This is a genomic window from Rhodococcus sp. 27YEA15 (assembly GCF_049739425.1).
Classification (GTDB): domain Bacteria; phylum Actinomycetota; class Actinomycetes; order Mycobacteriales; family Mycobacteriaceae; genus Rhodococcus_F.
Genome location: NZ_JBMHHW010000001.1, coordinates 4,330,697 through 4,347,777, shown reverse-complemented (window position 1 = coordinate 4,347,777; position 17,081 = coordinate 4,330,697). Strand labels below are relative to the sequence as shown.

The 17,081-nt window shown below is 63.6% G+C and carries 19 protein-coding genes and 1 riboswitch; of the genes, 11 read left to right on the top strand and 8 right to left on the bottom strand.

Annotated features, from left to right (window positions below):
* Positions 1–96: 96 nt before the first annotated feature.
* Positions 97–975, top strand: coding sequence for a sulfurtransferase (locus ABH922_RS20300; protein ID WP_424808625.1), 879 nt, complete (start codon positions 97–99; stop codon positions 973–975).
* A 4-nt stretch (positions 976–979) separates the two neighbouring features.
* On the opposite strand, the gene ABH922_RS20295 is transcribed toward ABH922_RS20300, so the two are convergent.
* Complete coding sequence (locus tag ABH922_RS20295; RefSeq protein WP_424808624.1) at positions 980–1,618, bottom strand: LON peptidase substrate-binding domain-containing protein; 639 nt, start codon at positions 1,616–1,618, stop codon at positions 980–982.
* Positions 1,618–2,094: a DUF309 domain-containing protein gene (locus ABH922_RS20290; protein ID WP_424808623.1), complete on the bottom strand. Its 477-nt coding sequence runs from the start codon at positions 2,092–2,094 to the stop codon at positions 1,618–1,620. Before ABH922_RS20290 ends, ABH922_RS20295 begins: the two co-directional genes overlap by 1 nt.
* A 130-nt stretch (positions 2,095–2,224) precedes the next feature.
* Between ABH922_RS20290 and ABH922_RS20285 the strand changes: the two genes are divergently transcribed.
* A complete protein-coding gene (locus tag ABH922_RS20285) occupies positions 2,225–2,566 on the top strand; it encodes a YciI family protein (protein ID WP_424808622.1) in 342 nt (113 codons plus the stop codon).
* Positions 2,567–2,587: 21 nt separating this feature from the next.
* Entirely contained in the window at positions 2,588–3,850 is a 1,263-nt protein-coding gene (locus tag ABH922_RS20280) for an RNA polymerase sigma factor (RefSeq protein WP_424808621.1), read from the top strand.
* Between the two features lie 32 nt (positions 3,851–3,882).
* Here the strand turns inward: ABH922_RS20280 and ABH922_RS20275 are convergent, their stop codons facing one another.
* The 3 genes from ABH922_RS20275 to ABH922_RS20265 form a co-directional block, all read right to left on the bottom strand.
* Positions 3,883–5,520, bottom strand: a complete 1,638-nt coding sequence (locus ABH922_RS20275; RefSeq protein WP_424808620.1) for an ABC transporter substrate-binding protein — start codon at positions 5,518–5,520, stop codon at positions 3,883–3,885.
* 131 nt (positions 5,521–5,651) lie between these two features.
* Complete coding sequence (locus ABH922_RS20270; protein WP_424808619.1) at positions 5,652–5,741, bottom strand: putative leader peptide; 90 nt, start codon at positions 5,739–5,741, stop codon at positions 5,652–5,654.
* 10 nt (positions 5,742–5,751) lie between these two features.
* Positions 5,752–5,846: riboswitch (SAM riboswitch) on the bottom strand.
* 226 nt (positions 5,847–6,072) lie between these two features.
* Complete coding sequence (locus tag ABH922_RS20265; RefSeq protein ID WP_424808618.1) at positions 6,073–6,672, bottom strand: TetR/AcrR family transcriptional regulator; 600 nt, start codon at positions 6,670–6,672, stop codon at positions 6,073–6,075.
* A gap of 187 nt (positions 6,673–6,859) precedes the next feature.
* Here ABH922_RS20265 and ABH922_RS20260 point away from each other — a divergent pair, with 187 nt between their 5' ends.
* From ABH922_RS20260 to ABH922_RS20250, 3 genes are all read left to right on the top strand, one after another.
* Positions 6,860–8,005, top strand: coding sequence for an acyl-CoA dehydrogenase family protein (locus ABH922_RS20260; RefSeq protein WP_424808617.1), 1,146 nt, complete (start codon positions 6,860–6,862; stop codon positions 8,003–8,005).
* 47 nt (positions 8,006–8,052) lie between these two features.
* Positions 8,053–8,814 (top strand): SDR family NAD(P)-dependent oxidoreductase, encoded by a 762-nt coding sequence (locus ABH922_RS20255; protein WP_424808616.1) that lies wholly within the window; start codon positions 8,053–8,055, stop codon positions 8,812–8,814.
* Positions 8,815–8,911: 97 nt separating this feature from the next.
* Positions 8,912–9,559 carry a TetR/AcrR family transcriptional regulator gene (locus tag ABH922_RS20250; protein ID WP_424809739.1) on the top strand — a complete coding sequence of 216 codons (648 nt, stop codon included), beginning with the start codon at positions 8,912–8,914 and terminating at the stop codon, positions 9,557–9,559.
* Between the two features lies 1 nt (position 9,560).
* Here ABH922_RS20250 and ABH922_RS20245 read toward each other — a convergent pair whose 3' ends face one another.
* Positions 9,561–10,019, bottom strand: a complete 459-nt coding sequence (locus ABH922_RS20245) for an SRPBCC family protein (RefSeq protein ID WP_424808615.1) — start codon at positions 10,017–10,019, stop codon at positions 9,561–9,563.
* 88 nt (positions 10,020–10,107) lie between these two features.
* On the opposite strand from ABH922_RS20245, the gene ABH922_RS20240 reads away from it, so the two are divergent.
* A complete protein-coding gene (locus ABH922_RS20240) occupies positions 10,108–10,734 on the top strand; it encodes a TetR/AcrR family transcriptional regulator (RefSeq protein WP_424809738.1) in 627 nt (208 codons plus the stop codon).
* A 69-nt stretch (positions 10,735–10,803) separates the two neighbouring features.
* Here ABH922_RS20240 and ABH922_RS20235 read toward each other — a convergent pair whose 3' ends face one another.
* On the bottom strand, positions 10,804–11,406 hold the full coding sequence (locus ABH922_RS20235; protein WP_424808614.1) for a TetR/AcrR family transcriptional regulator: 603 nt from the start codon (positions 11,404–11,406) through the stop codon (positions 10,804–10,806).
* Between the two features lie 94 nt (positions 11,407–11,500).
* On the opposite strand from ABH922_RS20235, the gene ABH922_RS20230 reads away from it, so the two are divergent.
* The 4 genes from ABH922_RS20230 to ABH922_RS20215 all read left to right on the top strand — a co-directional run bounded on the left by ABH922_RS20230 (position 11,501) and on the right by ABH922_RS20215 (position 16,362).
* On the top strand, positions 11,501–13,297 hold the full coding sequence (locus ABH922_RS20230; RefSeq protein ID WP_424808613.1) for an ABC transporter ATP-binding protein: 1,797 nt from the start codon (positions 11,501–11,503) through the stop codon (positions 13,295–13,297).
* 97 nt (positions 13,298–13,394) lie between these two features.
* Positions 13,395–14,606: an acyl-CoA dehydrogenase family protein gene (locus tag ABH922_RS20225; RefSeq protein ID WP_424808612.1), complete on the top strand. Its 1,212-nt coding sequence runs from the start codon at positions 13,395–13,397 to the stop codon at positions 14,604–14,606.
* Entirely contained in the window at positions 14,603–15,628 is a 1,026-nt protein-coding gene (locus ABH922_RS20220) for a phosphotransferase family protein (protein WP_424808611.1), read from the top strand. The genes ABH922_RS20225 and ABH922_RS20220 overlap by 4 nt, the downstream gene beginning before the upstream one ends.
* On the top strand, positions 15,625–16,362 hold the full coding sequence (locus tag ABH922_RS20215) for an SDR family NAD(P)-dependent oxidoreductase (protein WP_424808610.1): 738 nt from the start codon (positions 15,625–15,627) through the stop codon (positions 16,360–16,362). Before ABH922_RS20220 ends, ABH922_RS20215 begins: the two co-directional genes overlap by 4 nt.
* Positions 16,363–16,454: 92 nt before the next feature.
* Here ABH922_RS20215 and ABH922_RS20210 read toward each other — a convergent pair whose 3' ends face one another.
* A complete protein-coding gene (locus ABH922_RS20210; RefSeq protein ID WP_424808609.1) occupies positions 16,455–17,000 on the bottom strand; it encodes a ribulose 1,5-bisphosphate carboxylase large subunit in 546 nt (181 codons plus the stop codon).
* Between the last annotated feature and the right edge of the window lie 81 nt (positions 17,001–17,081).

Sequence of the window (17,081 nt, the reverse complement as noted above, 5' to 3'; positions counted from 1 at the left end):
GTTCGAGTCAGTGCAGCCCGGGTCGTTGTCGTCGAGCGAAATGCTGGTTAGCCTTGCGAACAGGTTGTCCGATTCGAGAGCTCGAGGAAAGCGAACATGAGTAGCAACGAACTGCCGTCCCCCGTCGATTCTGCCTGGCTGGAGGCTCACCTCGGTGATCCGAACGTGGTCGTGGTGGACGCGACCACCCATCTCTCCTTTCCCGACGGTAAACCTGCCATCGAATCGGGGGAACAGTCGTATCGCGCGGCCCACATCGAGGGTGCGGTGTTCGCCGATCTGCTGACCGATTTCGCAGACCATGACGCCGCCGCGCCGTGGACCGTGCCGAGTTCGGAGCAGTTCGCCGCAGCCGCTGGAGCATTGGGTATCGGCGACGGCGCAATCGTGGTGATCTACGACCAGCACGACGGGTACTGGGCGACGCGCTTGTGGTGGCATCTCCGCTTCGAAGGATTCGATTCGGCTGTAGTGCTCGACGGTGGACTACCTGCTTGGCAGGCATCGGGGCGAGCGGTGACAGATGCAGAATCCACTCCGACGGCCCGCACGTTCACCGGAGTACGTCGCCCCGAGTTGATCCGTTCCACCGAGGATGTTGCAGCCGCTCTCGACGATCCGAACACCATCCTGGTCAACGTTCTCGATCCGGCGTCGTACCGGGGTGACAACAGTGACGCGCCGAGACGTGGCCACATCCCCGGAAGCGTGAATCTCCCGGTCTCCGAGATTCGTGACTCCGAGACCGGTGAATTGAAATCGGTCGACCAGCTACGGACGCTGTTCACCGAGGCAGGCCTGCTCGACACCGATCGCACAGTCGTCACGTATTGCGGCGGCGGAATTGCGGCCACCGGGGTAGCCCACGCGCTGGCTCTGGCCGGTCGTGACGACGTAGCCGTCTACGACGGATCGATGTCCGCGTGGTCGAGTAATCCGGACCTGCCTCTGGTCACCGGGCCGTCGCCACGGTAACCCGTCACAACAGGTTGAACTGCGCCAACTCCACGGCGTTCTCCACAGCTTCGGAGAGGGTGCGGATGCGTTCGTCCGCACCCGGCGCAGTCAGTATCGCCAGCCTGTCCGCATCACCCATCGGAATGCCCCTGGCCAGCGCGTAGAGCCGGGATCCCAACGGATCGAGTACCGGTGGCGGCGTCGGAACACGGGGTACCGGTTTACCCGCGCGGGTGGCGAGCTTGCGGAGTAGACCGAAGAGAAAGTCGATCCGCTCGAGGAGGGACTCGTATTCGTAAGCAGTGACCGGTGTTCCGTTGTTCTCGTCCGGCCACAGTTCGACCTCTGCCTGCGGATACGGATCGTCGGGTAGCCACTGCCGGACGCGAATGCGGTCCTCGGTTCGGCAGAACAACTGATACCGCCCACCGCCCATCGCCACGTGAGACTCGACGCGCGCGAGAGTGCCTGTGTCGTGTCGTGACTCGCCGCCGCCTACCTCGTGTCCCCGGGCGATCAGGACAACTCCGAACAGCGGGCCGTCCGGGGCTTCGAGAACATGCTCGACCAGTGCTCGGTACCGGGGCTCGAAGATGTTCAACGGCAGCACTTCGCCCGGCAACAACGCGGTACCGAGCGGGAACATGGGGAAGGTGGGCATCAGGGGATTCTCAACCTCGGAATAGGGGGGACAGTTATCTCGCCGCCGCGAGCGATTTCGGTGAGCAGATGCTCGGACCACGTCAACAGCCCCGCAATGTCGAGGCCGTGCGGACAGTCGATCTCGTAATGCCTGATCCTGCCGTTGCCCTGCCCGAGCAGTGACTGCGCACCGACGAGATTACCCCGCATCAGGTGTGTCAGCCCCACCGCCAGTTGAGCCAGACCCTGCCACAAATCCCGGTCGCCGGCCGCCGCGTCCTTCCAGGTTCCCTCGAAGATCTCGTGCGCGTGAAAAGGCATGCTGTGGTCCAGGAGACGCTGGGCTTCGGTGATCGACTCGTCCGGCGGCAACCGCACGTCGTCCGCAATCCGGGGGATACCGCCCACGGCGTCTCGCGGCATCGGCCGTCCGAGACCGTCGCGTGGCCGCGCGTTGAGCGGTTTTCCGGCCACGTCACGGTCACGTTCGGTCATACACTCACCCTAACGGCAGCAGACTCGCAGACTCGCGAAAACAATTCCCGGAGACCTGTCGATTTCCGCGGAGCCCGTTCGTCGTCATGTTGTCAGGCAAGGAACGAACACCTATCTCGGGAGATACGTCGTGAAATACATGTTGCTCATCTACACCGCACCAGGCTCGGCAACAGAACCGCAGTGCACCATCGAGGAATGGGAACAATTCGGCAAGGACATGAAAGACGCCGGAGTATGGGTGTCCGGCGACGCACTCGCCGACCTGACCTCCAGGACAACGGTGCGGGTGTCCGGTGGCGAGCGGACGGTCACCGACGGGCCGTTCGCCGAAACCCGTGAGATTCTCGGCGGCTACGAGGTGATCGACGTGCCGGATCTGGATGTGGCACTCGACTGGGCGGCTCGCTGTCCCGGCGCACGAGACGGCGGCAGCGTCGAAGTACGCCCACTGGCCGAATACGAGAACTGAACCGTCGTGGACGAGCAGGCCATGACCGCCCGGAGTTCGGTGGAGTCCGTGTTCCGCGAAGAACGTGGGCGGTTACTGGCCTCGCTCGTGCGACGGTACGGAGATCTCGACCTGGCCGAGGAAGTGACGTCCCAGGCGATCGAAGCGGCCCTGGTGTCCTGGCCGGTTGACGGGGTGCCGGCCAAACCGGGTGCGTGGCTGCTGACCACAGCCCGACGTAAGGCCGTCGACCGGCTGCGACGCGACCAGGCCTACGCCGCACGGCTGGCGGTGATGCAGGTCGATGCGGACCGAGCTGCTCCGGCGCCTTCGGTACGAGGCGGTGAGCTGCCCGATGAGCGGCTGCAACTGTTCTTCACCTGCGCGCACCCGGCGCTGGCCGATGACGACCGGGTTGCGCTCACGCTTCGTTGCCTTGCCGGTCTCACCACACCGGAGGTGGCACGGGCTTTCCTGGTGCCCACCGCGACGATGGCACAGCGAATAGTTCGGGCGAAGAAGAAGATCCGTCAGGCCCGAATTCCGTTTCGAGTCCCGGACTCCGACGAGCTTGCGGGCCGGCTGCCCGGTGTCCTGCAAGTCGTCTACTCCGTGTTCACCGAGGGGTATTCGGCCAGTTCCGGACCGGATCTGCTGCGTGTCGACCTTGCGTCCGAGGCGATCGGACTGGCGCGGATCCTGCGAAGCCTGCTCCCCGCGGAGCGGGAGATCGCCGGTCTGCTGGGGTTGATGCTTCTGGTTCACGCCCGTCGAGACGCTCGAGTCGACGACAGTGGCGCGATCGTGCTTCTCCACGACCAGGATCGCGCCCGCTGGGATCGATCGATGATCGAGGAGGGCAGCGATCTCGTCGTGATCGCGTTGACCGGGGGAGCGCCGGGACCGTACGGCGTACAGGGCGCGATTGCTGCGCTGCACGATGAGGCAGAGGACGTGCAGAATACGGATTGGGAGCAGATCTGTGCCTTGTACGCGGTGCTGCGCGTTCTCGCACCGTCGCCGGTCGTCGGCGTCAATCATGCGGTGGCGCTGGCTATGCGAGACGGAGATGCTGCCGGCCTCGAAGCTTTGGACGAATTGTCCGGGGAACCGAAGCTCGCCGAGTATCGCCCGTATCACCTGGCGCGGGGTGAACTCCTGGCGAGATCGGGGCGAACCGATTCGGCGATTTCTTCCTTTCGGTATGCATTGAAACTGGTTGGTAGTGAACCGGAACGGGTCTACGTGGAACGAAAACTGGCGGAGCTGGTAAGTGACCGGCCGACGCCACCCGAATCAGGGTGACGTCGACCGGCAGACGAAGGAGGAGTCGTGACTTACTGACCCGACAACCAGGTGTCGTAGAACTGGAGACGTGAGGACGCTTCGAACTTCAGATCCTGAACCTTCGACGCGGCTCCGACGGCCTGCGAGAGTTCGATGGTCGGGATGGAGTATCCGCGCTCGACGATCAGTTTCTGTGCGGTGGCCACCAATTCGCTGCGCTTGTCGTTGTCCGTGGCCGATAGCTGTTCGGTCAAGACCTTGTCGAGTTCGGGATCGGCAGTGCGTCGGTTGGTATTGCGTCCGTCGAGACCGAAAGTGGTACGCAGGATGTCGGCGTCGGCCCGGGTGCTGTTTCCGTAACTGGCGTCGTAGTCACCGCTGTTGGTACGTGCGGTGGACTCGCCGGAAGACACCAGATCCAGCTGCAAGTCCACGCCTACCTTGCGAAGCTGTTGTTGGGCGAGTTCGAGGATGGCCTGGTTACCGGCGAACTGCGCACCGAACATCACCTTGAACGAGAGTTTCTGGCCGTCCTTCTCGCGGATGCCGTCGCTGCCGTTGGTCCAGCCGGCAGCGTCGAGCAGTTTGGCCGACTTATCCGGATCGTAGGTGACGATATCGGACTGGTCCTTGTAGAGCGGGGTGGTGTGCGCCAACGGGCTGGTGGCGGGGAAGAAGGACGGATCGAGAACGGTGTCGACCAGTTCCTGGCGGTTGATGGCCGGGATGATTGCCTGGCGCACAGCCTGATCGGCGAGAACGCCGCGGCTGACGTTGGGCTGGAACGCGAATGTGGTGCCAGGGTTCGGCCGCGTCAGGATTCGGCCGCCCGCACCTTCGACCTGAGCTGCGTCCTGCGGCAGCGCATCGCTGACCGCGTCCAGCTGACCGGAGGCGAGACTTCCGGCACGGACCCCGGATTCGGGAACGACGGTGAAGTCGACGCCGTCGAGGTACGCCTCCCCCTGGTGGTCGAAGACGTCCGAACCCCAGTTGTATCCACTGCGCTTTGTGATGGAAGCGCTCTTGTCCTGTTGCCAGCTGCTGTAGACGAACGGTCCGGATGCGATCACCGCGTCGCCGATGCACCGCTGATCGGAGGTCAGCGCTGTGGTGGAGTCGGCGAGGATTCCGAGCTGTGGCGTCGAAGTTGCCTGTAGGAAAGGAACATTGGGTCCGGAGAAGTTGATCTTCGCGGTGTGCGAGTCGACCACGTCGGTGCCGGTGTAATCGGAAAGGTAGCTCTTGGCCAACGAGGCGTTGGGACCGAGATCCTTGACGGAGTCGAAGGTCTTCTTCACCGAGTCCGCGGTGAGCGGGGTGCCGTCGCTGAAGGTGACGTCGTCGCGCAAGTGGAAGGTGAAACTCGACGCGTCGGGGCTGATCTCCCAGCTCTTGGCCAGCCACGGCTTGATCTCGCCGGTCTCCGGACTCTGATCGGTCAGCGAATCCACCACGGTTCGAGCAACGTACACCGTCTGATTGGTACCGGCCTGGCCGGGGTCGGCGCACGTCGGCGCTTGGGAAAGGCCGTATCGCAGTATGCCGCCGGATTGCGCGGGACCTGCGTTCGAGCTGCTGTTGCTGTCACTACTGCAGCCGGTCAGCAGGGTTCCGAGAATCGAGATGGCGCCGATACCGGCGAGGACAGTGACGCGGGAGCGCGCACCGAAAGTGGACGAGGACACCGAAGGAACTCCTAAGCAGGGATGCCGAACAGCGCACGCGTCGACCTGTGCGCCGGGTGCGTATCGGCTGTGGCGAGAGCAGAAGGGGGACTTACCCGCAGTGTCGGGAAGTCCAGGGTCTGACCGGAGGGTCAGTACGTACAGGATGATCCCGACGTACGGCAGAGATCGACATGTCTACGAGACCACGCGGTGTCGAAACCGCCCTCAACTGCCTTCATCGTTCGTGCTCCTCCATCGGTCCTGGCGGTAGCACCCACACCCGATCGCTCGGGGGGTTGCTGCGACTTCACGGAGCCAGGTCTCTCGGTCGCTCTGGATGGTCAACGGAGAGTCTACGAGTCGGCGTCCGGGTATTGTCAACCGGGGTGGTAGGAAATGTCGATCTGGTGCGGCGATCCGTCGACGCGGTGGGCGGGCCTGAGAGCACCCAACCGTCCTCCTGATGTCACGTTCAGCCATCTCGCGACTGCCTCGGTGCAATCGCATCCGCCCCGGGTATTTCCGACCACGCACTTCCCGGGCCGTGTCTCTCGCGAGTATCCGTACCGCTCAGGCCGCGCCCGCCATTCGTAAAGCCAAGTCTCCGTACAATTTTCCGAGCTCTTCCGGGTCGGTGTAATTTCCGGCCGGGAACCAGCGGCAGACGTCGACGCACAGGGACATCAGTGCGAGCGTGACGCCCTCGGCGTCGGGGATCGTGAATTCACGCGAACTGACTCCCGCGTCGAGGACGTCGCGGACGATCTGCGTGGTGCGTCGGCGTAGTCCGACGATCGTCCGGTAGTGCTCGGGGGTGAGTGCGGTCAGTTCGTACTGCACCACACGCGCGAGAGAGTGGTGTTCGGCCTGCCAGCTGACGAAGGTGCTGATGAGCACTCGGAGCCGAACCGGTGTGCGCGCGTCCGGTCGATCGGCGGCCCGCACCACCCGCAGGGCCTCGGTGTGGCCTTCGTAGCTGATGGCGAAGAGCAGATCCTCCTTGGAGCGGTAGTGCGGATACATCGCGGCCGGACTCATCTCCAGACGAGCTGCGATGTCGCGAGTGGTGGTGCCGCCGTAGCCGGTCGAGGCAAAGGCTTCCACGGCGGCCGCGCGGATGCGGGCTGCCGCTTTGGAGGTGCTGATCACCGTCTCGGGTGAATCGCTCACAGGTTCCTCCAGGTCTTAGGAAGATCGCAGGTCTACGAAGTTCGCAGTCTTGTCCACGTCGCCGCGTCGTAGATGTCGATGTTGACAATATCCCGCGTCCACATCAGTATAAGCAAGTGCTTAGATTCTAAGCACCTGCTTAGGTAGCAGTGGCAGTAGCTGCCGTGTCGAAAGGAAGCAACCGATCATGCGTCGCACTCTGTACGGACCCGATCACGAGGCATTCCGGGAATCTGCTCGCGAGTTCGTCAACCGGAACATCCTTCCGGTGGCCGAGAAGCTGATCGAACAGCGATTCATCGACCGGGAGATCTGGCTCGAAGCAGGCCGGAACGGTTTCCTCGGGCTCGAAGTGCCCGAAGCGTACGGCGGCAGTGAAGCAGGCGACTACCGATTCAATGCCGTTCTGGGCGAAGAATTGTCGCGGGCAAGTGCAGCTGTGGCATCGAGCTTCGGTATTCATGCCGACGTGGTGGCACCGTATCTCGTCCAACTCACCACCGAGGAGCAGAAGCAGCGTTGGCTGCCCAAGTTCTGCACCGGTGAGATGCTGACCGCAATCGGTATGACCGAGCCCTCCGGCGGTTCGGACCTCGGCGCGCTCAAGACCACCGCCGTCAAGGACGGCGACGACTGGATCATCAACGGTTCCAAGACTTTCATCACCAACGGTTACAACGCCGACCTCGTGATCGTCGCCGCCCGTACCAGCCCCGAGAAGAAGTCGAAGGGCATCACGCTCTTCGCCGTCGAGACCGGCATGGCAGGTTTCGAGCGTGGCCGCAAGCTCGACAAGGTCGGCCAGCACGAATCCGACACTGCTGAACTGTTCTTCGAGAACGTGCGGGTTCCGGCCGCCAACATCATCGGTGAGCTCGATCGCGGTTTCATCCACATGATGGAGATGCTTCCGCAGGAGCGCGTCGGCGCTGCGGTCTCCAATATCGCACACGTCGTTCCGATCCTGGAGGAGACGTTGCAGTACGCCAAGGACCGCAAGGCTTTCGGGCAGCCCATCGGATCGCTTCAGTGGAACAAGTTCCTCCTCGCCGATCTCGTGACCCGGGTCGAGGTGACACAGGCCTACGTCGACAACTGTGTTGCCGCGCACGCTGCGGGTGAGCTGACCGCCATCGACGCTGCCAAGGCCAAGTGGTGGACGGCGCAGGTGCAGAACGAAGTTCTCGATCACTGCGTGCAGTTGCACGGCGGCTACGGCTACATGACCGAGTACCGGGCCGCTCGCGCCTGGATGGACGCCCGTGTCACCAAGATCTGGGCCGGATCCAACGAAATCATGAAGGAACTCATCGGCCGCGATCTCGGCCTGTAACTTCGTTCCGAAACCACCAGCCCCGACGCCCGAGGAGTACTGCGTATATGTCTGTTCTCGACAAGTTCTCGTTGACCGATCGAGTGGTCGTCGTGACCGGTGCGTCCTCAGGCCTCGGAGTGGCGTTCGCGAAGGCAGCTGCCGAGGCCGGCGCCGACGTCGTGCTCGCCGCACGTCGAGTCGACAAACTCGAGGACACCGCGCACTTGGTCCGTGCAGCCGGCCGGGAGGCTCTGTGCGTCGCCACCGACATCGTCGACCCCGCGCAGGCTCAGCACATGGTGGACGCCGCCATGGAGAAATTCGGGCGCGTGGACGTGTTGGTGAACAACGCCGGCGTCGGAACTGCCGTCCCTGCCACTCGTGAGACCCCCGAGCAGTTCCGCTCGGTGATCGACATCAACCTGAACGGCTCCTACTGGGCGGCACAGGCGTGCGGAAGGGTGATGCTGCCGGGCAGCTCCATCGTCAATATCGCCAGCATTCTCGGCCTGACCACTGCGGGGCTTCCGCAGGCGGCGTACGCGGCGAGCAAGGCAGGTGTCATCGGATTGACCCGTGATCTCGCCCAACAGTGGGGCGCGCGCAAGGGCATCCGCGTCAACGCGATAGCACCCGGCTTCTTCAAGTCGGAGATGACCGAGCAGTACCAGGACGGGTATCTCGATTCCATGGCGCCGCGCCTCATCATGGGCCGGATGGGTGATCCGGAGGAGCTTGCGGCCACCATGGTGTGGCTTGCTTCCGCCGCCGGAGGATACGTCACCGGGCAGACCATTGCCGTCGACGGCGGGATCACCATCACCTGACACCGATTCCGTGAGCACACTGCTGTTGGCGTATAAGTAGCAGGTGACTTCTCGATCCGAATCTCAGGAGAACTGGGAAGACCGTCCGCCACCGTCGATGGCTGCGGCAGGCCTTCTACGTGAGCTCCCGGTGACGGCTCGTGGTGTTCGTACCAGGGCTTCTCTTGTTGCGGCAGCCAGGACGGTGTTCGAACGTGCCGGCTATCTCGACGCCAGGTTGACGGACATCACCCAGGAAGCGAACTGTTCCACTGGAACGTTCTACACGTACTTCGACAACAAGGAACAGATCTTCGCCGCGGTTCTGGAAGTGGCACAGGAAGACATGCTCCACCCCGGAATGGGACGAGTCCGCGACGTCGACAACCCGTATGCCGTGCTGGAATCGAGCAATCGGGCGTACCTGACGGCGTTTCGACGTAACGCGAAACTGATGGGGTTGCTCGAACAGGTCTCGCATATCGACCCGGCGTTCGCGAAACTTCGTCGCGATCGGGCCGAGACGTTCATCAACCGCAATGCGCGTGCCATCGAACGCTTGCAGACCGAGGGCAAGGCCGACCGGACCTTGGATCCACTGCTGGCCTCACGCGCCTTGTCGGCGATGGTGAGCAGACTCGCCTACAGCTCCTTCGTTTCCGAGGAACTGGGTTCCGACGGCGAGCCGGTGCCGTTCGAGGCCGTGGTCGAGACGGCTACCCGGGTGTGGGCGAATGCTCTCGAACTTCAGGTCGAGCCGACCTGATTCAGCGCTCGTTTGTGGCGAACTGCTCTTCCAACTTGCGCCGCAGAGTTTCTTCGCTGTTCTTGACCGCAGTGTCGACGAACGGACCGACCAGCAACCCCAGTGTCTTACCGGCCAAACCGCCCGCAAGCTTGTACGCGAAGTCCACCGTCAATTCGGTTTGTGTCTCGCTTACCGCGGAAAACTCCCAGGTGGAGGAGTTGGAGACGCCGCTGAGCGACGACAGCGTGATGATCCGGTTTCGCTCCCACTCGGTGACCTCGAGCGTCGTGTCGAGTGTGGTGGGCCCGATCTGTATGGCGGCGTCGAACGTGGCCCCGAGGCCCTGATCGAATTCGCCGATGGGGGTGAAATTCGAAACACCGAACATCCAGGTGGGGACGTTGCGGTAATCGTCGATGTAGGAAAAGGCGATCTCGACCGGTACGGCGGCGACTGCGGTGTGGCGAACATGGATCATGACTGGTCCCTGTCTTTTCGGTGGACATCGACTGTAACCAATGGCTCCGACGTTTTCGGCGGCGGCGCAAGCGATCTACGGTAACGGTATGACGATCGAACCTTCGCCGAACGGATCCTGGCGCCACTACGAAGATCTGGGTCTACCGAAGCCGCTGGCCGCGGCACTGGCGGCGTTCGTCGAGCAGGGATATCACGGTACGTCGATCAGAGACGTCGCGGCGCGTTCGGGTCTGTCCGTACCGGGCCTCTACCACCACTACCCGTCCAAGCAGGCATTGCTGGTCGGCTTGACCACCGTGGTGATGGACGAGCTACTCGAGCGCTGCCGTGCAGCGGAGTCGGAGGCCGGCGACGACCCGTCGGACCGTTTCGATGCGGTGATCGAATCACTGTTGCGGTTTCACATGTTTCGGCGCGAGCAGTCCTTCGTCGCATCGTCGGAGATTCGCAGTATGGAACCGGCGAGTCGCGCCGGTTATGTTGCACAGCGGGACGAGCAGCAGGCGCAGGTCGATCGGATCGTGCTCGCGGGAATCGACTCGGGTGCTTTCGAGGCGGGCCACCCGGAGGATGCCAGCCGCGCCGTGGTGACCATGTGTGTAGCGGTAGCCGTCTGGTATCGCCCGGACGGGGAGCTCTCGCCGGACGAGTTGGTGGCCAGGTATCTGGCGATCGCCCGGCGCATGGTGGGGGCGAAGCGGGTGGGGGAGTGATGGTGGGGGCGAAGCGGGTGTGGGGGAGTGATGGTGGGGGCGAAGCGGGTGGGGGAGTGACGGTGGGGGCTATGGCATCGGGTCCGGGGTGATCGAGCGTCGGAGGCTGCGCAGGGTCAGCTCCAATGCCTGTAGACGGGTGCCTGCTCCGCGGTTGACGTAGTCGATGGACGTGTACATGAGTGACCACAGCAGGTTGTGGACCCAGTCGGAGCTCATCGCGGGGTCAACGGTGCCGTCGAGGTGGCCGCGCTCGATGGCGTCGTTGACGGCACGGTAGTCGGCGGCGGCTTCGGCGAAGGAATCTTCCTGGTACACACCGGGAGTGAAGAACAGGACCGTCAGCAGGTCGGCGAGTTCGAAGTACTCGTGGCAGAGCCGGGTCAGCGCCTCGGCTCCCGTGCCCTGGTTCAGTCGTGCTGCCGTCGCAGCGCGTCGGACCGCGTGGGCCGCCTCGGTGGAGACCGCGGCGACCAGATCCGAGCGCTCGGGAAAGTAGCGGTGCAGGGTGGTTCGCCCTACTTTCGCTGCCGCTGCGATATCGGCGAGCGTTGCGGCAGGCTGGCGGGCGAGCACGGAGACGGCGGCTCCGAGGATTGCCTTGCGTGTGCGTTCTCGGGTCGCGCTGGGTTCGGGTGAGCGCTGTTGAAGTACTCGGTGGATCGTTGTCACAAATCCGTAGCGTAGCCCTGCCTGGTTGAGGTATCAATCAGTTCTCGATCGGAATGTTCTTGCCCTTTATGGAACATTCCTGTTCCATAATTTCATGCTCGCAAGTGACGAACCAGCAACCGACACGTCGAAGCCCTCGTTGAAGTGGAGCAATCTTCGGGTCCTGGCGGACTTCGCTCGGCCGCACCTACGCTCGCTCGTGCTCGGATTGATCCTGGCGTTGTGCGGATCCGCAGCTACCCTGGCAACTCCGATGGTGACCAAATGGGTACTGGACACACTCGATACCGGCGCCTCGTTGCAGGGCCCGATCCTGACGCTCCTGGTCCTGTTGGTCGTCGGCGCGATTTTCGGATGTGCGCAGTGGATCGTGCTGGGTACGGCGGCCGAGAGGGTTGTCTACGACGCTCGTTCTTCGCTGGTGCGGCGGTTTCTGGCGGCAACAGTTCCCTCGTTGCAGCGCAGGTCGGTCGGGGAGCTGGTTACCCGCGTCACCTCGGATACGTTGCTACTTCGGGAGGCTGCGTCGTCGGCTGCGGTGAATATTCTCAACGCTGCCGCACTGACGGTGGGAACGATCATTCTCATGGGTGTGCTCGACGTGTCGTTGTTGGGTGTGACGATGGTGTCGATCGTGCTCGCCGGGATTCTGTTCGCACTGCTGATGCCACGTATTTCCGCAGCGGAAGCCCGGACCCAGGAATCGCTCGGCCGACTCGGCGGCGTGCTCGAAGGTGGTCTGAGGGCCATTCGTACCGTGAAGGTGTCGCTGGCGGAAGATCGCGTCGGCGGGCAGGTCACGGCCAACGCCGCTGATGCCAGGAAACATGCGATCACGGCGGTGCGGGTCTCGGCGACGGCGTGGACCGTTGCATGGACGGCTATTCAGGGCGCCATCATTGCCATCCTCGGGTTCGGGGCCTGGCGGGTAGCGGACGGCGCGATGGAGGTGTCCACGCTGATCGCGTTCCTGCTTTACGCGTTCACGTTGATGGGCCCGGTCTCCGAACTCGCTCAGAACGTGACATCTGTGCAGTCGGGTATCGCCGCGGCCATCCGAATTCGCGAAATGCAGTCGATGGAGATCGAGCAGCGAACGACCTCGACCGTGCCCGTATCGGTTGGCAGCGCCGGCTCCGACACCGCGTTGATCGAGTTGAAAGACGTCACGGTCACCTATCACGGATCACGTGATCCGGCGCTCCACGATGTCTCGCTGATCATTCCGGCGCGGGGGCACATGGCGATAGTAGGGCCATCGGGAGCGGGGAAGACCACGTTGCTCTCGACGGTGCTCCGATTCGTCGAACCACAATCCGGCGAGGTGCTCCTGCGTGGGGTCCGGTACGACGCACTCGATCATCGGGTCGTCCGCGAAAGTTTGGCGTACGTGGAGCAGGAGACGCCGGTGGTACCGGGGACGATCCGCGAGAACGTCGTTTTCAGCCATCCCGACGCGACGGACGAGGAGGTGCGGGCGGTGCTGCGGTTGCTTCGGTTGGACGAGGTGATCGACGCATTGCCGAACGGACTGGAAACACCGCTCACCGCCACGTCACTGTCGGGTGGTCAGCGGCAGCGCATCGCTATGGCGCGTGCTGTGCTGCGCCCGTCGGCGCTGCTTCTGCTCGACGAGGCAACCGCCCAGGTGGACACGCTCACCGAAGCGGCGATCGTGAGTGCTGTCAACGAGCGCGCGCGCACCGGCGCGGTGGTCACCATCGCGCACCGGCTGTCGACGGTGCGGCACGCCGATTCGATAGTTGTCATGGAGGATGGGCAAATTCGGAACATCGGTACACACGACGAGTTGATGGGCGGTGACGAGCTGTATCGGGACATGGTCGTAGCCGGGCGCTTCGACCAGCAGATGGCCACTCTCGGCGACTGACCTGCGTGCACGCTGTTGACCTCGGCGGCCGAGATGTGCCAGAGTGCATTGACCGATCGTTCGCTCGGTCGTGTATCTGGTCTCTCGGAGGTGTCTGGTGGCAATCGATCTGACGTATGCGCCCGAGGTGGTGTCGCTTGTCGAAAAGACGCGCGACTTCACGCGCGACATCGTTCTTCCCATCGAGGACGAGAGCGCAGGCGATATCGCCGTCGCAGGCGGCGACCACCTTCGCATCGAGATGCAGGCCGCTGCCAAGGCTGCCGGAGTCTTCGCACCGCACGCGCCGATCGAGTACGGCGGACACGGACTGAACATGAGCGACCGGGCCCCGGTTTTCGAAGAGGCCGGCTACTCGCTTTTCGGGCCGACTGCATTGAACATCGCCGCTCCCGACGAGGGCAATGTCCACATGCTCGCCCACGTGGCCAATGCGGCGCAGAAGGAGCAGTTCCTCGCCCCGCTCGCTCGCGGTGACGTGCGATCTGCCTTCGCGATGACGGAACCGGCCCCCGGTGCGGGATCGGACCCGTCGGCACTGAACACCCGCGCGGAGAAAGTGCCCGGCGGCTGGAAGATCAACGGTAAGAAATGGTTCATCACCGGAGCCGAGGGTGCCGGTTTCTTCATCATCATGGCGCGCACGTCGGGCGAACCGGGTCACCGCGGCGGTGCCACCATGTTCCTCGCTCCAGCGCAGACGAAGGGCCTGAACGTCGGTAGACACATCGACACTCTCGACAAGTCCATGATCGGCGGCCACTGCGAGGTCGATTTCGAGGATCTCGTCGTACCGGACGAGGCGGTCCTCGGTGAGGTGGACCAGGGATTCTCCTACGCACAGGTTCGCCTGGGCCCCGCCCGCATGACGCACGTGATGCGCTGGCTCGGCGCCGCACGACGCGGCCACGACGTCGCGGTGGCGCGGGTCGCCGAACGCGAGGGTTTCGGTTCCAAACTCGGCGATCTCGGCATGATCCAGAAGATGATCGCGGACAACGAGATCGACATTGCCGCCACGCGCGCACTCCTGATCCAGGCCTGCTGGGAACTCGACCAGGGCGGCCACGCGGGCAATTCCACTTCCATCGCCAAGACGTACGCTGCCGAGGCCATCTTCGCCATCGTCGACCGGTCCATTCAGATGTGCGGCGGCATGGGTGTCTCCGGCGATCTGCCGTTGGCACGTCTGTCCCGCGAGGTGCGCCCCTTCCGGGTGTACGACGGACCGTCAGAGGTGCACCGCTGGGCCATCGCCAAGCGTGTCGTCGGTGCGGCGAAGCGGGCAGCGAAGGAGTCGGCCAAATGAGTGAATTCCCCGGCCTCGATCTCCCGTCGCTGCAACGGTATCTGCTCGACTCCGGTGTCCCCGTTTCCGGTGATCTACGCGCAGAGCTGATCTCGGGTGGTAAGTCGAATCTGACGTACGGCATCTTCGACGAGGAGTCGAAGTGGATTCTGCGCCGACCACCGACCGCCGGGCTCACCCCGTCGGCGCACGACGTGGCTCGCGAGTTCCGGATCACCTCGGCGTTGCAGGACACTGCGGTGCCGGTTGCCCGCACCGTGGCGCTCTGCGAGGACGCTGCGGTGACGGGTGCCTCCTTCACCGTGGTGGAATTCGTCGACGGACAGGTCATCCGCAACAAAGCAGACCTCGAACCGCTTTCGGCCGAACAGATCGATCGGTGCGCGGACAATCTGGTGGCCGCACTCGCGGCGCTGCACGAGATCGATTACACCGCGGTGGGTCTCGGAGAGCTCGGTCGGCCCGACGGCTATGTCGCCAGACAGGTGAAGCTGTGGGCCGGGCAATGGTCGAGGGTCAAGATCGAGGACAGCGCCGACGTCGATACTCTGGCGGCAGCACTGTCGGAGCTTGTTCCGGCTCGGTCGGATTCGTCGATCGTGCACGGCGACTTCCGGATCGACAACACCATCCTCGATTCACTGGACGTCACCAAGGTTGCGGCCGTCGTCGACTGGGAGATGTCGACTCTCGGTGACCCGTTGGCCGACATCGCGATGATGTGTGTGTATCGACATCCGTCGTTGGATCGTGTGCTCGGCGAGCCCGCGGCGTGGACCAGTTCCCTGCTGCCGTCTGCTTCTGAACTAGCACAACGGTATTCGACAGTTTCCGGTCGAGAACTCGCGCACTGGAATTTCTACATGGCGCTCGGATTCTTCAAACTTGCCGTGGTGTCGCAGGGTATCGATCACCGCTACCGTGCCGGTGCCACGATCGGTGCCGGTTTCGATACTGCCGGATCTGCTGTCCCCGAACTTGTCTCGGCCGGGCTGCGCGCGTTGAACGGCGATTTCGAATGAGTAGATCAGCTCTGGTCACCGGTGCGTCAAAAGGCATCGGTCTGGGGATCGCCACCCGACTGGCCGCTCAGGGATACGGACTGACTGTCACCGCTCGCGATGCGGAACGACTCGAGATGGTTGCCGAGGATCTGCGTGCGGCAGGCGCTCCCGACGTCGTGGTCGCTGCGGGGGACATGGCCGACGAGGAATTCGCGGTACGGCTCGCCGCCGCACACGGCGAGCACTACGGCGCGATGCGTGCGTTGATCCTCAACGCCGGAGTCGGAACCAGCGGCGCCATCGCCGATTTCCCGATGCGCCGGTTCGACAAGACGGTCGCCGTCAATCTGCGCACCCCGTTCACTCTCCTGCAGGCATCCCTGCCACTGCTGCATGCCGCTGTGAAGGCGGACCCCGCCGGCGGCGCCAAGGTGATCGCTCTGTCGTCGATGACCGGCGTATTCGCCGAGGGCGGCCTTGCCGTGTACGGCGCGACCAAGGCCGCCCTGATTTCGATAGTGGAGACCCTCAATGCCGAAGAGTCAGGCAACGGGATCAGTGCAACCGCCGTAGCGCCCGGATACGTGGACACCGACATGTCGGCGTGGACGCACGATGTGATCAGTCCCGAATCGATGATCAAGGTGGACGACATCGTCGAGGTGGTCGACGGACTACTGCGCCTGTCCGCCAGGTCGGTCATCTCCAAAGTGGTCGTCAATCGAGCCGGCACCAGCGGGTACAGCGCCTGACGGGTACCGCCGGTACAGCGCTTGACGGGTACCGCCGGTACAGCGCTTGACGGGTACCGGCGGGCACAGCGCCTGACAGAAACCGGGTCCGATCAGTCCTGCTTCGCCTCGCCGCGTCGGCGGAAGAAGTGGAAGCCGGGAACCCCGACGATGACCTGTTTCAAGTCCTTGACCACTCCGAGGAGTTCGTGAATCTCGGGAGAGACGGAGTCCAGGGTCGACAGAATCGGTAGCAGCCCGATCACTCGATCGGTCAGCTCCGGGAGCTGATCGACGAGCCTGATCGCGGCGCGCACCTCGTCTTCGCTGAGCTCGTCGGCGAACTTGGCGGCGAGCGGTGCCAGGCTCATGGCGATCGGCTCGTAGATTTCGAGGAGCTGATCAGCGATATCCGACGTTTGTTCGACGGCTTCGATCAACGTCTCGGCCCGAACCGTCACCGACGCAGCGCCGACTATCACGCGGTCGGCGTTCTCGGCGATCTGACTGATGCGAGCCACCAGACGCTCGATGTCGAAGAGCAAGGCCTCGAGTCGAGTCGGCAACGTGACGGCGAACGCGACCGCGGACAGCGACCAGTGCACGACATCACCGACGGAACGGACCACAGTCGAGGGTCCCGGCAAAACTAAGGCCATCACCCGATCCTGCCTGATGTGACGCAGAAGTGCGCGCGAATCTCACATCCGGGTGCTGCGTGTCGTCTTCGAAGTATCGGT

Coding starts and splice junctions, on each gene's coding strand:
- ABH922_RS20210 (WP_424808609.1), bottom strand. CDS start 17,000: ATGGCCTTAGTTTTGCCGGGACCCTCGACTGTGGTCCGTTCCGTCGGT.
- ABH922_RS20220 (WP_424808611.1), top strand. CDS start 14,603: ATGAGTGAATTCCCCGGCCTCGATCTCCCGTCGCTGCAACGGTATCTG.
- ABH922_RS20250 (WP_424809739.1), top strand. CDS start 8,912: ATGGCTGCGGCAGGCCTTCTACGTGAGCTCCCGGTGACGGCTCGTGGT.
- ABH922_RS20240 (WP_424809738.1), top strand. CDS start 10,108: ATGACGATCGAACCTTCGCCGAACGGATCCTGGCGCCACTACGAAGAT.
- ABH922_RS20245 (WP_424808615.1), bottom strand. CDS start 10,019: ATGATCCATGTTCGCCACACCGCAGTCGCCGCCGTACCGGTCGAGATC.
- ABH922_RS20295 (WP_424808624.1), bottom strand. CDS start 1,618: ATGCCCACCTTCCCCATGTTCCCGCTCGGTACCGCGTTGTTGCCGGGC.
- ABH922_RS20215 (WP_424808610.1), top strand. CDS start 15,625: ATGAGTAGATCAGCTCTGGTCACCGGTGCGTCAAAAGGCATCGGTCTG.
- ABH922_RS20260 (WP_424808617.1), top strand. CDS start 6,860: ATGCGTCGCACTCTGTACGGACCCGATCACGAGGCATTCCGGGAATCT.
- ABH922_RS20270 (WP_424808619.1), bottom strand. CDS start 5,741: ATGAAGGCAGTTGAGGGCGGTTTCGACACCGCGTGGTCTCGTAGACAT.
- ABH922_RS20280 (WP_424808621.1), top strand. CDS start 2,588: ATGACCGCCCGGAGTTCGGTGGAGTCCGTGTTCCGCGAAGAACGTGGG.
- ABH922_RS20255 (WP_424808616.1), top strand. CDS start 8,053: ATGTCTGTTCTCGACAAGTTCTCGTTGACCGATCGAGTGGTCGTCGTG.
- ABH922_RS20300 (WP_424808625.1), top strand. CDS start 97: ATGAGTAGCAACGAACTGCCGTCCCCCGTCGATTCTGCCTGGCTGGAG.
- ABH922_RS20290 (WP_424808623.1), bottom strand. CDS start 2,094: ATGACCGAACGTGACCGTGACGTGGCCGGAAAACCGCTCAACGCGCGG.
- ABH922_RS20230 (WP_424808613.1), top strand. CDS start 11,501: ATGCTCGCAAGTGACGAACCAGCAACCGACACGTCGAAGCCCTCGTTG.